This window comes from Pseudomonas frigoris, assembly GCF_047758635.1.
GTDB lineage: Bacteria > Pseudomonadota > Gammaproteobacteria > Pseudomonadales > Pseudomonadaceae > Aquipseudomonas > Aquipseudomonas frigoris.
The window spans coordinates 4,749,926-4,761,617 of record NZ_CP180479.1 but is presented as its reverse complement, the minus strand read 5'-3'; the positions used below and the strand labels follow the sequence as shown (position 1 = coordinate 4,761,617).

The following is an 11,692-nucleotide window of genomic DNA, read 5'->3' as shown; positions in this document are numbered from 1 at the left end:
AAGCCCGCTCCCACATTTGACCGAGTTAAGCCACACATTCGTGAACGACTCAAATCCAATGTGGGAGCGGGCTTGCTCGCGAAGGGGCCAGTCCTGCTGGCCTCAATCTCCCTTGGGCAACTCAATCACAAACCGCGTCCACCCGTTATCCGATTCAGAGCGAATCTGCCCGCCATGGGCGCGGATGATCGATTGAGTGATCGCCAATCCCAGCCCCGCATGTTCACTACTGCCTTCCTGGCGTGCCGGATCAGCCCGGTAGAAGCGATCAAATAAACGCGGCAGCAACGCCCCATCAATTCCGTCGCCGCTGTTCTCGACCGTCAGACTCAATCCCTTAGGCTGATCAATAATCCGCACCCGAACCTCGCCTTCGACCGGCGTAAACCGCAACGCATTGTCCAGCAAATTGGAAAGCGCCCTACGCAACATGCTGCGATCGCCCTCCATGCGCGCACTGCCTTCACGACTCAACCTGACCTGAGCGTCCTCCGCCAACGGCGCAAAAAACTCCAGCAATAAATCCGCTTCTTCAGCCAGCTCCAGCGGTTCGCGCTTGGGCATCAACAACCCGTGGTCAGCCTTGGCCAGGTACAACATGTCGTTGACCAGTTGCGCCATCCATTGCAGTTCTTCGAGATTGCTGTGCAGTGCTTCGCGGTAATCCTCGATGGGACGTGGGCGGGTGAGGGTGACCTGGGTGTGGGTCAGCAAGTTCGACAACGGCGTGCGCAATTCATGGGCGATGTCGGCGGAGAAGGCCGAGAGTCGCTGAAAAGAGTCGTCGAGGCGTCCGAGCATGGCGTTGAAGTTGTGGGCCATTTCCGCGAGTTCTGGCGGCATATTTTCTTCGGGCAAACGGGCATTGAGCGACTGCGCTGAAACGCCACTGGCAACCGCACTCATGCGCCGCAACGGCCGCAACCCACTGCGCGCGGCCCAGGCACCGAGCAGGGCGGTGGCCAGTGCCGACAAGCCGACTGTCAGCCAGATAAGGTGCTGCATGCGTTGCAGAAAGTGCTGGTGATGGGTGATGTCCAGCAGCAAGGTCAACTGCGGCGAGTCAGGTTTGTCGAGGTACAACGGAGCGTTGAGGACGCGGTAGTCCGTACCTTCGCTGCTCACCGTGGACAAGCCAGGTTGGGTCGGCAATGCCTGAGGCAGGTGCGTTGAGCTGTCATACCAGCGCTTGCCGTCGCTACCGGTGATCCGCAGCGACAGATCGGCCTGTCGGCTCAATTCATCGGCCAGTTTGACTTCGCTTTCACTCGACTGAATGTCATGAAGTGCCCGACGCAAACCAATCAACTTGCCGTCCAGCAACTGCTGATCGAGTTCAACGAAATGCGCTTCACTGGCCCGGCTGAACAACACCCCGGCAAACAGCGACACCACGGCGGTGCACGCCGCAAACAACAGCGCCAAGCGACTGCTTAACGAAAGTCGACGCATCAGGCGGGGCGCTCTTCAAGGACGTAACCCATGCCACGCACGGTGTGAATCAACTTGTTGGGGAATTCATCGTCGATCTTCAGGCGCAAGCGACGGATCGCCACTTCGATGACGTTGGTGTCGCTGTCGAAATTCATGTCCCAGACCTGGGAAGCGATCAACGACTTGGGCAGGACTTCGCCTTGCCTGCGCAGGAGCATTTCCAGCAGGGCGAATTCCTTGGCCGTCAGGTCGATGCGCTGCCCGCTGCGTTCGACCCGGCGGCGGATCAGGTCCAGACGCAAGTCCGCCAGTTGCAGGCTGGTTTCCTGAGGTGTGGCGTTACCACGGCGCAACAGGCTCCGGACCCGGGCCAGCAGTTCGGAGAAGGCGAAAGGTTTGACCAGGTAATCGTCGGCGCCCAGTTCGAGGCCGTGGACCCTGTCCTCCACCGCGTCGCGTGCTGTCAGAAACAGTACCGGCGTGTCGAGACCGGCACCGCGCACCGCTTGCAGAATCTGCCAGCCATCGCGACCGGGCAACATCACATCGAGGATCAACAGGGCGTAATCGCCGGTCAGCGCCAGTTGCTGGCCGGTGCTGCCGTCCGCCACCAGTTCAGTATTGAAACCAGCTTCGGTCAGGCCCTGGCGCAGGTAGTGGCCAGTTTTCGGTTGGTCTTCGACGATCAGCAGTTTCATGGGCGACTCGAGGCAAATGGAACGAACGCTTTATACCGTGGGCAGCGTTAATACAGGTCAACCTGACAAAGTTGTAATCTGGCTGTCAGGTTGCGGGCAGTCGCAGCAGTTTAGAGTTTTCCACAGGCTGAACCTTATCTTGTTGGAGTACGACTATGTTTTTGCGCAATTCACTGGTGCGCGTCGCGTGTTTGCTGGCGCTGAGCTCGCCAGCGTGGGCTGCCCCGGCACATACCTACGACTTCGGCCAACCGGCCCCGGCGGCAAAGGCGACTCGCAGCGTTGAAGTCGTCATGGGCGACATGTCGTTCACGCCCAAGGCGATTGATATCAAGGCCGGTGAGACGGTTCGTTTTGTGTTGGTGAATAAAGGGCAGTTGTTGCACGAATTCAACCTCGGTGATGCGGCAATGCACGCCAAACATCAGCAGGAAATGATGAAGATGCAGCAGAACGGCATGCTGACGCCTACAGGTATGAAGGAAATGGACCACGGCGCAATGGCCGGTATGGATCACGGCATGAAGCACGACGACCCTAACAGCGTGCTCGTCGAACCGGGCAAAACCGCCGAGCTGACCTGGACCTTCACCAAGGCCAGCAACCTGGAATTTGCCTGCAACATCCCCGCTCATTACCAGGCCGGCATGGTCGGCAAGTTGACTGTCAGTCAGTAAGCACTCAAAGGCGGGAGCAAAGGCTGGTAGAATCCGCTGATTCTTCAGTCAGGTTTCCGCCATGCATCCCGCAGCCGAACATTCGCCGCTGGGCAAATCCAGCGAATACATCGCCACCTATACACCGTCCTTGCTGTTCCCGATCCCGCGCACCGCGAAATGGGCCGAGCTGGGCCTGACGGCTGAAACCCTGCCATACAAAGGCGTGGATTTCTGGAACTGCTTCGAGCTGTCGTGGCTGTTGCCGTCCGGCAAGCCAGTCGTGGCGATTGGCGAGTTCACTATCCCGGCGGATTCGCCGAATATCATCGAATCGAAGTCGTTCAAGCTGTATTTGAACTCCCTGAACCAGACACCGTTTGCCGACACCGCGAGCCTTGAGGCGACGTTGGCGAAAGACCTGTCGGCTGCTGCCGGTAAACCGGTCGGCGTGCGGATTCGCAGCCTGAAGGACGTCGAGGCCGAAGGCGTCGTGGCGTTGCCGGGCGTGTGCATTGATGATCTGGACATCAGCGTCAGCAACTATGAGCATCCGCGTCCGGAACTGCTGCGTTGCGATGAATCACGCATCGTGGAGGAGAGCGTGCACAGCCATTTGCTCAAATCCAACTGCCCGGTCACCAGTCAGCCGGACTGGGGCAGCGTGGCGGTGGAATACCGTGGCGCGGCACTGGATCACGCGAGTTTGCTGGAATACATCGTGAGCTTCCGTCAGCACTCGGACTTTCATGAACAGTGCGTGGAGCGGATTTTCCTCGACCTGCAACGGTTGTTGAAACCGGAGAAATTGACGGTGTATGCGCGGTATGTGCGGCGCGGTGGGTTGGACATCAACCCGTATCGCAGTACTGAAACCGTTCAACTGCCAAACCACCGTCTAGTCCGCCAATAAAGTTCTCATGTGGGAGCGGCGGTGCGGCGATCCGACTTGCTCGCGAAAGCGGTGTATCAGTCAGCATTAATGGTGCCTGACACTCCGCCTTCGCGAGCAAGTCGGATCGCCGCACCGCCGCTCCCACAGGGGATCGCATTTCAAATTGCAGATATGAAAAAGCCCCGCTATCACTAGCGGGGCTTTTTTGTATTCAGCGGGTTCAGATCCCCATGTTGGCCAGGGCTTGCACGATGTTGCGCAAGGTGCCAGCAAGGGTTGGATGTTCGATTTCGAAACGCTCGACGGCCAGGTTCACATTGTCGGAGAGGCTGGAGTCCTGGGTTTTGGTTTCCAGCTCAATTTCCAGTTCGATTTGTTGCATCAGCGCGTGCAGGTCTTCGCGCTCGGCTTCGGTCAGCGGTGGATTCTGTTCCAATTGCTCGCGCAGAGTATTGAGCTGTTGTTGCAGTTCGCGGGCAGGCATGGCGTTCTTCCTTTTATCGATAGGCACTGGCATAGACCGCAGCAGCACGCCAAAGGTCTATGGCTTGACCTTTAGATTAATCCACTCGCGCGTAACCTGCATGATCTCGATCAGGGCTTTTCGCCCTTGAGCCGGCGCAGGCTGATGTCGGCCAGGCAGGTGTCGAGTTCACCGAGGTGATCGATCACCGAATGCACACCCAGACCGAACAGTTGCATCGTTGCCTTGCCGCGTTTGAATTCCCGTTCCTGCTGAGTCAGCGCCTGCCATTCGTTGGGCGCCAGGCCGCAGAGTGAGCCGCAGGACGCCAGCCCAATCGTCCACAAACCGGCATTGAGCCCCGCTTGCAGCAATCGCGGTTCGCCGCTGACCAGAACGCAACCCTCCAGTCGTTCAACATTCAACGTCATCAAGGCTTGCCAGCAGGCGTGCGGTGCCGGCCATGGATTGTTTGTTTCGGGGTGTTGCGAGGGTTTGATCCATGAAGGCAAGGCAGCGGCCAGGGAATGGCTGAGGGCAGAGGGGAGTTCATCGAGCCAGGCACAGGGAATCTGCTGATGCTGCAAGCTGCGCAGGCTATCCAGCGCGCCGGGCGTGGCCTCGGCGTGCATGGCAGAGGGGATGCCGTGTGCACGTGTGCGGGCACCGAAATCCACCAGGCAACCACTGAGGCCGAACAGTACGGCGGTCAGGCTGGGCGCAATGTGGGGCAAGGTTTCGGCGTGCGGCATATCAACGTCCCTGAAATAGCCTCAAGGCTAGGGGGCGACGGTGACAGTTGAGTGACACTGATGTGAATCGCTCACAATCATCACGAATGATCCGCAAGCTGCCTAAAGCGGCTTTTCCGTCTTATACTAGCCCGCTTAACGCTTGGGCCAAGCGCCCGCGCCAGTACAATCCAAGGAGTTTTTCTATGCGCTGGAGCAATCATCTAGCTCAGTTTTGTGTGTTTACCAGCGTATTGCTGGTTCCGTTCGTTGCCCAGGCAGCCTCGGAAGACGACCCTTGGGAAAGCATCAACCGCCCGATCTACAAGTTCAACGATGTGCTCGACACGTATGCGCTGAAGCCTTTGGCCCAGGGCTATCAGTTCGTGACGCCGCAGTTCCTTGAAGACGGCATCCACAACATGTTCCGCAACGTCGGTGAAGTCACCAACCTTGCCAACGATATTTTGCAGGCCAAACCGGCCGCCGCTGGCGTCGACACCGCACGCTTGATTTTCAACACCACTTTCGGCCTGCTGGGCTTCTTTGATGTGGGCACCAAGATGGGCCTGCAACGCAATGACGAAGACTTCGGCCAGACCCTCGGCTACTGGGGCGTAGGCAGCGGCCCTTACGTGATGCTGCCGCTTCTGGGCCCAAGCACCTTGCGTGACGCGCCGTCCAAGTATGTCGACGGCTACACCGGCCCGTACCCTTACATCAACGACGTGCCCGTGCGTAACTCGATCTTCGGCCTGAACATCATCGACACCCGCGCCAACCTGCTGTCGAGCGAGAAGCTGATCACCGGCGACAAGTACACCTTCATCCGCAATGCGTACTTGCAGAACCGCGAATTCAAAGTCAAAGACGGCCAGGTCGAAGACGATTTTTGATCTCGACCGGTAAAACGAAGAAGGCGGCCAGTGGGCCGCCTTCTTTCGTTTGGCTTGCGGGGCCGGTTTGACTGATGGAATCGAACCTTCCATTACGTTACGGTTTTGCCGGTTCTTATAACTCCGGGTGATTTGAAATGGAAAGACGTCAAGCGACCATCGGCGTGAGCTTGAAACGCCCCGCGGATGGGAGTACCGTCTGCGCCTTAGAAGGGCACCTCTGGTGTACCTGTGTGTAGGGCAAATGCTCGAAAACAGTGCAGTAGAGAGGCTAGAAAGCGAATCCAGTAGTGTGAGCCGGGACAAAGCCCCTGCCTGCTACGCCAACCTAATTCTGGCGCCGTTTGCCCACATGCCAAAAACCAGTGCCACGCTGCTGATAATCGATGATGACGAAGTAGTGCGCGCGAGCCTCGCCGCCTATTTGGAAGACAGTGGTTTCAGCGTCTTGCAGGCCAGCAATGGCCAGCAGGGTCTTCAGGTATTCGAGCAAGACAAGCCCGACTTGGTCATCTGCGATCTGCGCATGCCACAGATGGGCGGACTCGAACTCATTCGCCAGGTCACCGAGCTGTCGCCACAAACCCCGGTGATCGTGGTTTCGGGCGCCGGCGTGATGAACGACGCGGTCGAGGCCCTGCGCCTGGGCGCAGCGGACTACCTGATCAAGCCTCTCGAAGATCTGGCTGTGCTCGAGCACTCTGTGCGCCGGGCCCTGGATCGTGCGCGCCTGCTGCTGGAAAACCAGCGCTACCGCGAGAAGCTGGAAAAGGCCAACCGCGAGCTCGCCGCCAGCCTGAACCTGCTCCAGGAAGACCAGAACGCCGGTCGCCAGGTGCAGATGAACATGCTGCCGGTCAGTCCCTGGACCATCAACGAGTTCCAGTTTGCTCACCAGATCATTCCGTCGCTGTACCTGTCGGGTGATTTCGTCGACTACTTTCGGGTCGACGAGCGTCGGGTAGCCTTCTACCTGGCGGACGTTTCCGGTCATGGCGCCTCTTCAGCCTTCGTTACCGTGTTGCTGAAGTTCATGACCACGCGCTTGCTGTTCGAGTCCAAGCGCAGCGGTACATTGCCGGAATTCAAGCCTTCAGAGGTCCTTGGTCATATCAACCGAGGCCTGATCAGTTGTAAGCTGGGTAAACACGTCACAATGGTCGGTGGAGTCATCGACGAGGAGACAGGTTTGTTGACCTATAGCATCGGCGGTCATTTGCCGTTGCCTGTGTTGTACACGCCAGACAGTGTTTGTTATCTGGAAGGGCGTGGTCTGCCGGTGGGCCTCTTCAATGAAGCCACCTACGAAGACCACGTACTGGAGCTGCCGCCGACGTTCAGCCTGACGCTGATGTCCGATGGCATTCTGGACCTTTTGCCAGAACCTACACTCAAAGAAAAAGAAGCGGCTTTGCCCCAACGGGTCAAGGCAGCGGGCGGCAGCCTGGATGGTCTGCGGCAGGTTTTTGGATTGGCCACGCTAGGGGAGATGCCGGATGATATCGCCCTGTTGGTGTTGAGCAGGAATCTTTAATGAGTACCGGTAGAATCCAGTTCGCCGAGCAGGATGGCACCTTCGTCCTGAAGTTCGTCGGTGAAGTTCGCCTGACCCTGTGCTCGGCGTTGGATGCGACTATTGAGCGGATCTTCACGGCGTTGAACTTCAACGCGATCGTGATCGACCTGACCGAAACCCGCAGCATCGACAGCACCACCCTTGGCCTTTTGGCCAAGCTGTCGATCCTGTCGCGGCAAAAGGTCGGCTTGCTGCCGACCGTCGTCACCACCCACGAAGACATCACCCGTCTGCTGCAGTCCATGGGCTTCGAGCAAGTGTTCAACATCGTTGACCGCCCGATCCCGTGCCCTGAGTGCCTGACCGACCTGCCAGACCAGGATCAGTCCGAAGAAGTGGTGCGGATCAAAGTGCTTGAAGCGCACAAGATCCTCATGGGTCTCAACGACTCCAATCGTGAGGCGTTCCATGATCTGGTGAATGCGCTCGAGCGTCACTGATCACCTGAAAGTGATGTGGGCCTTTACAGGCCCTATCGCAGGCAAGCCAGCTCCCACATAACCTCAGTCGTAAACACTATCGCGATCCATCACAAATCCCCTGTGGGAGCGGGCTTGCCCGCGATGGCGCCATAACAAGCACCACATCCTTCAGTGCGAAGCCCATCCAATACCCAAATTCAACGCATAAAAAAGGGCGAACCCATTAAGGTTCGCCCTTTTTGCATTGCCTTGAACTAGATCACAGCTTGGCTTGCAACAGCGCCTCAAGCTTTTCCTGGTCGCGAGCGAACTGACGAATACCTTCAGCCAGTTTCTCGGTCGCCATCGCATCCTCGTTGGACAACCAACGGAACTGCGCTTCATTCAAGTTCAAACGAGCTTCACCGGCATGACCCGGGGCTAATTTGCGCTCCAGCTTGCCAGTGTCCGCCGCCAGCTTATCAATCAGATCCGGGCTGATGGTCAGGCGATCGCAACCGGCCAGCTGCTCGATCTGATTCAGGTTACGAAAGCTCGCGCCCATGACCACAGTCTTGTAGTCATTGGCCTTGTAGTAGTTGTAGATGCGCGTCACCGACTGCACGCCCGGATCATCCGCGCCGGTGTAGTCGTTGCCGTTGGCCTTCTTGTACCAGTCGTAGATACGACCCACGAACGGCGAAATCAGGAACACCCCTGCATCAGCACACGCCGCAGCCTGGGCGAACGAGAACAGCAACGTCAGGTTGGTCTGAATGCCTTCTTTTTCCAGAATTTCGGCAGCGCGGATGCCTTCCCAGGTGGAAGCGATCTTGATCAGCACGCGGTCACGGCCAATGCCGGCCTTGTCGTACAACTCGATCAGACGGTGCGCACGCTTCAATACGGCGTCAGTGTCGAACGACAGGCGCGCATCCACTTCGGTGGAAATACGGCCAGGGATCACTTTCAGAATTTCTTGCCCTACCGCGACGCCAAAACGGTCGCTGGCCAGGCCAACATCGCCCTTGCAGTCGCTGACGCAAGCGTTCAGCAACTCGGCATAACCGGGAATGGCCGCCGCTTTGAGCAGCAGGGAAGGGTTGGTGGTAGCGTCCACGGGTTTAACGCGAGCGATAGCTTCGAAGTCGCCGGTATCGGCAACAACGGTGGTCATTTGTTTGAGTTGTTCCAGCTTGGAAGTCATGGGCGTGCTCTGTCCTATGGGTCTAATGACATTACCCGAGCGCTGACAGCCACTCAAGGGTGTGTGTACGTATCGAGGGCCCGAGCGGCAACATCCGGAAAACGGCTGTTTGAAAGGCGGGGCGCGGTATCGGTAAATACGATGCCAAATCCGGGCGCAGGTTCAACCCAAGCGACCGTTAACGCCCCTCAAGCAACTCCGCCGCCTGATCCAGCAACGCCAAAGGCTCTTTAGCCTTGTGAATATCCACCGACAACAACTGCCGAAACTTGCGCGCCCCGGGAAACCCGGTGCCCAGCCCCAGCACATGCCGAGTGATGTGGTGCATCGAGCCGCCCGCATCAATATGCGCCGCTATATAAGGCCGCAGCTGCGCCAGCGCCTCCGCCCGGCTGATCACCGGTGCCGTGCTGCCGAACAGTTGCTGATCCACCTCAGCCATCACATAAGGGTTGTGATAAGCCTCACGGCCCAACATCACGCCGTCGAACGTCTGCAAATGCTCGTGACAGGCTTCCAGCGTCTTGATCCCGCCGTTGAGAATAATCTCCAACTCCGGAAAATCCGTCTTCAACCGCGCCGCCACGTCATAGCGCAAGGGCGGAATGTCGCGGTTCTCCTTCGGCGACAACCCTTCCAGAATCGCAATCCGCGCATGCACCGTAAAACTCGTGCACCCGGCATCCCGAACCGTACCGACGAAATCACATAACTCCTCGTAACTGTCCCGCCCATTAATCCCGATCCGATGCTTCACCGTCACCGGAATCGACACCGCATCCCGCATCGCCTTCACACAATCCGCCACCAACTGCGGATGCCCCATCAGGCACGCGCCGATCATATTGTTCTGCACCCGATCACTCGGGCAGCCAACATTCAGATTCACCTCGTCGTAACCGTGCTCCTGCGCCATGCGTGCACACATCGCCAGGTCCAGCGGCACACTGCCGCCGAGTTGCAGGGCGAGCGGGTGCTCGGCTTCGTTGTGACGCAGGAAACGGTCGTGATCGCCGTTGAGGAGCGCGCCGGTGGTGACCATTTCGGTGTAGAGGAGCGCGTGCTTGGAGAGTAGGCGCAGGAAAAACCTGCAATGCCTATCAGTCCAATCCATCATAGGCGCAACGGAAAACCGCCGAGATAGCGCAAGGCTTGAGTTTACTGGGCTGGAGTGGGTGTTTGGTACCATTTGGCTCAACGTATTTATAGCGTGTTTTTAGGCGTTTTCAGGCGTTTTTTCGATGGCGCTGGTACAATGTACCAATCACTTTCGGAATTGTACCAGTCGACTATGGCAACGATCAGAGCACGAAAACGCACCGATGGCTCAGTCAGTTACACGGCACAGATACGCCTGTTTCGCGATGGAGCGCAAGTCTACCAAGAGAGCCAGACCTTCGCCCGGAAACAGGCGGCACAAGCGTGGGTGCGGCGACGTGAGGCAGAGCTAGATCAGCCTGGTGCGATTGAGCGGGCGAACCGCAAGGGCGTCACCGTACAGGACATGATCAAGCAGTACCTGGATGAAATGGAGAAAGTCCGGCCGTTGGGTAAAACCAAGGAAGCCACTCTAAATGCTATCGCGGCGACGGAGTTTGGCCAGACCGTTGATTCCGCCATCAACAGTCAGCGATTGGTGGATTTTGCACTATGGCGTATGAGCAAAGAGGGCGGCGGTGTCCAGCCGCAGACGGCAGGCAACGATCTGGCGCACCTCGGGGCTGTCCTATCGATTGCACGGCCAGCTTGGGGGTATGAGGTCGATATCCACGCGATGGCAGATGCTCGAAAGGTGTTGAGAAAGCTGGGTTACAACATGAAAAGCCGCGAGCGGGATCGGCGGCCGACCAAGGACGAGCTGGATAAGCTGCTGGAGCACTTTGTAGGTATTCAGCAGCGTCGCCCTAGTTCGATCAACATGCTCAAAGTCTCCGGCTTCGCGTTGTTCTCCACCCGTAGGCAAGACGAGATCGGCCGAATGCTTTGGGAGGACGTCGATGAAGAGCGTCAGCGGGTGATGGTGCGGGACATGAAGAACCCAGGCCAGAAGATTGGCAACGATGTTTGGTGTCACCTCCCTGATGAAGCTTGGCGCATTCTGAAGAGCATGCCAAAGGAGCGTGCAGAGATCTTCCCCTACAACTCGTCATCGATCGCCACTGCCTGGGCAAAGGCGTGCAAGTTTCTGATGATTGAAGATCTGCACTTCCACGATCTGCGGCACGATGGCGTGAGCCGGTTATTTGAGATGGACTGGGATATCCCTCGAGTGGCCAGTGTTTCCGGGCATCGGGATTGGAATTCATTGCGTAGATACACCCATCTGCGCGGGCGAGGCGACCACTATGCCGAATGGCCGTGGTTAGAGAGGATCATTCAGGCGCCTGTGAAGCTAGGCGCCTGGGGAAAGCAGTAAGTTAACTGGCTCGGCGGAACCCGTTGAGCTGATTGCATTCTTTCACTGCCGCCTCCCGTTGCAGGTCAAGGTAGGCTGCTAAGTCAGTGATGTGGATACCCTTGGCGCTTTTTTGGCTTGGCTCTATCCGGGTAATCGGAATCTTGATCTGACCAGCCATGACCTTCCGCTGGAACATCTCGGTGGTCAGGTGCGTGAAGTAGTCCTTGCATACCTGCTCCAGCGGGATAATGGCCCGGCTGTTGTACTGAGCCATCAAGATGAAGGCTGTGTTCATGCTGCCTCCAGAACTGCGGATTGATCTTGATTCGAGTTGCAG

General features: G+C 57.7%; 13 protein-coding genes. 6 read left to right on the top strand and 7 right to left on the bottom strand.

What is annotated here, in order from left to right; translation table 11 throughout:
• Positions 1–102: 102 nt before the first annotated feature.
• Both ACMXYH_RS21945 and ACMXYH_RS21940 read right to left on the bottom strand, forming a co-directional pair.
• Positions 103–1,452 (bottom strand): heavy metal sensor histidine kinase, encoded by a 1,350-nt coding sequence (locus ACMXYH_RS21945; RefSeq protein ID WP_415764929.1) that lies wholly within the window; start codon positions 1,450–1,452, stop codon positions 103–105.
• On the bottom strand, positions 1,452–2,132 hold the full coding sequence (locus ACMXYH_RS21940; RefSeq protein ID WP_008151374.1) for a heavy metal response regulator transcription factor: 681 nt from the start codon (positions 2,130–2,132) through the stop codon (positions 1,452–1,454). Before ACMXYH_RS21940 ends, ACMXYH_RS21945 begins: the two co-directional genes overlap by 1 nt.
• A gap of 155 nt (positions 2,133–2,287) precedes the next feature.
• Here ACMXYH_RS21940 and ACMXYH_RS21935 point away from each other — a divergent pair, with 155 nt between their 5' ends.
• Positions 2,288–2,809 carry a copper-resistant cuproprotein CopI gene (locus ACMXYH_RS21935; RefSeq protein ID WP_415764928.1) on the top strand — a complete coding sequence of 174 codons (522 nt, stop codon included), beginning with the start codon at positions 2,288–2,290 and terminating at the stop codon, positions 2,807–2,809.
• Between the two features lie 61 nt (positions 2,810–2,870).
• Positions 2,871–3,701: an NADPH-dependent 7-cyano-7-deazaguanine reductase QueF gene (queF, locus tag ACMXYH_RS21930; protein WP_046047822.1), complete on the top strand. Its 831-nt coding sequence runs from the start codon at positions 2,871–2,873 to the stop codon at positions 3,699–3,701.
• A gap of 202 nt (positions 3,702–3,903) precedes the next feature.
• Here the strand turns inward: queF and ACMXYH_RS21925 are convergent, their stop codons facing one another.
• Both ACMXYH_RS21925 and ACMXYH_RS21920 read right to left on the bottom strand, forming a co-directional pair.
• The gene (locus ACMXYH_RS21925) at positions 3,904–4,167 is read right to left on the bottom strand and encodes a DUF4404 family protein (protein ID WP_129442940.1); all 264 of its coding nucleotides are present in this window, start codon (positions 4,165–4,167) and stop codon (positions 3,904–3,906) included.
• Positions 4,168–4,277: 110 nt separating this feature from the next.
• Positions 4,278–4,898, bottom strand: a complete 621-nt coding sequence (locus ACMXYH_RS21920) for an HAD family phosphatase (RefSeq protein ID WP_415764927.1) — start codon at positions 4,896–4,898, stop codon at positions 4,278–4,280.
• A gap of 185 nt (positions 4,899–5,083) precedes the next feature.
• Between ACMXYH_RS21920 and ACMXYH_RS21915 the strand changes: the two genes are divergently transcribed.
• The 3 genes from ACMXYH_RS21915 to rssC all read left to right on the top strand — a co-directional run bounded on the left by ACMXYH_RS21915 (position 5,084) and on the right by rssC (position 7,789).
• On the top strand, positions 5,084–5,773 hold the full coding sequence (locus tag ACMXYH_RS21915; protein WP_129442944.1) for an MlaA family lipoprotein: 690 nt from the start codon (positions 5,084–5,086) through the stop codon (positions 5,771–5,773).
• 352 nt (positions 5,774–6,125) lie between these two features.
• A complete protein-coding gene (gene rssB / locus ACMXYH_RS21910) occupies positions 6,126–7,307 on the top strand; it encodes a two-component system response regulator RssB (RefSeq protein ID WP_129442946.1) in 1,182 nt (393 codons plus the stop codon).
• Entirely contained in the window at positions 7,307–7,789 is a 483-nt protein-coding gene (gene rssC, locus ACMXYH_RS21905) for an anti-sigma factor antagonist RssC (protein ID WP_007935262.1), read from the top strand. Before rssB ends, rssC begins: the two co-directional genes overlap by 1 nt.
• A gap of 241 nt (positions 7,790–8,030) precedes the next feature.
• On the opposite strand, the gene tal is transcribed toward rssC, so the two are convergent.
• Both tal and dusA read right to left on the bottom strand, forming a co-directional pair.
• A complete protein-coding gene (gene tal / locus ACMXYH_RS21900; RefSeq protein WP_415764926.1) occupies positions 8,031–8,957 on the bottom strand; it encodes a transaldolase in 927 nt (308 codons plus the stop codon).
• A gap of 178 nt (positions 8,958–9,135) precedes the next feature.
• Positions 9,136–10,146 (bottom strand): tRNA dihydrouridine(20/20a) synthase DusA, encoded by a 1,011-nt coding sequence (gene dusA, locus ACMXYH_RS21895; RefSeq protein WP_415764925.1) that lies wholly within the window; start codon positions 10,144–10,146, stop codon positions 9,136–9,138.
• Between the two features lie 102 nt (positions 10,147–10,248).
• Between dusA and ACMXYH_RS21890 the strand changes: the two genes are divergently transcribed.
• Positions 10,249–11,373, top strand: coding sequence for a site-specific integrase (locus ACMXYH_RS21890; RefSeq protein WP_415767737.1), 1,125 nt, complete (start codon positions 10,249–10,251; stop codon positions 11,371–11,373).
• A 1-nt stretch (position 11,374) separates the two neighbouring features.
• Here ACMXYH_RS21890 and ACMXYH_RS21885 read toward each other — a convergent pair whose 3' ends face one another.
• Positions 11,375–11,650, bottom strand: coding sequence for a pyocin activator PrtN family protein (locus ACMXYH_RS21885; RefSeq protein WP_415764924.1), 276 nt, complete (start codon positions 11,648–11,650; stop codon positions 11,375–11,377).
• Positions 11,651–11,692: the final 42 nt, after the last annotated feature.

Excerpts from the sequence above, each read along its gene's own strand:
- ACMXYH_RS21915 (WP_129442944.1), top strand. The coding sequence starts at position 5,084 with ATGCGCTGGAGCAATCATCTAGCTCAGTTTTGTGTGTTTACCAGCGTA.
- ACMXYH_RS21920 (WP_415764927.1), bottom strand. The coding sequence starts at position 4,898 with ATGCCGCACGCCGAAACCTTGCCCCACATTGCGCCCAGCCTGACCGCC.
- rssB (WP_129442946.1), top strand. The coding sequence starts at position 6,126 with ATGCCAAAAACCAGTGCCACGCTGCTGATAATCGATGATGACGAAGTA.
- ACMXYH_RS21890 (WP_415767737.1), top strand. The coding sequence starts at position 10,249 with ATGGCAACGATCAGAGCACGAAAACGCACCGATGGCTCAGTCAGTTAC.
- ACMXYH_RS21925 (WP_129442940.1), bottom strand. The coding sequence starts at position 4,167 with ATGCCTGCCCGCGAACTGCAACAACAGCTCAATACTCTGCGCGAGCAA.
- tal (WP_415764926.1), bottom strand. The coding sequence starts at position 8,957 with ATGACTTCCAAGCTGGAACAACTCAAACAAATGACCACCGTTGTTGCC.
- rssC (WP_007935262.1), top strand. The coding sequence starts at position 7,307 with ATGAGTACCGGTAGAATCCAGTTCGCCGAGCAGGATGGCACCTTCGTC.
- dusA (WP_415764925.1), bottom strand. The coding sequence starts at position 10,146 with ATGGTACCAAACACCCACTCCAGCCCAGTAAACTCAAGCCTTGCGCTA.
- queF (WP_046047822.1), top strand. The coding sequence starts at position 2,871 with ATGCATCCCGCAGCCGAACATTCGCCGCTGGGCAAATCCAGCGAATAC.
- ACMXYH_RS21935 (WP_415764928.1), top strand. The coding sequence starts at position 2,288 with ATGTTTTTGCGCAATTCACTGGTGCGCGTCGCGTGTTTGCTGGCGCTG.
- ACMXYH_RS21940 (WP_008151374.1), bottom strand. The coding sequence starts at position 2,132 with ATGAAACTGCTGATCGTCGAAGACCAACCGAAAACTGGCCACTACCTG.
- ACMXYH_RS21945 (WP_415764929.1), bottom strand. The coding sequence starts at position 1,452 with ATGCGTCGACTTTCGTTAAGCAGTCGCTTGGCGCTGTTGTTTGCGGCG.
- ACMXYH_RS21885 (WP_415764924.1), bottom strand. The coding sequence starts at position 11,650 with ATGAACACAGCCTTCATCTTGATGGCTCAGTACAACAGCCGGGCCATT.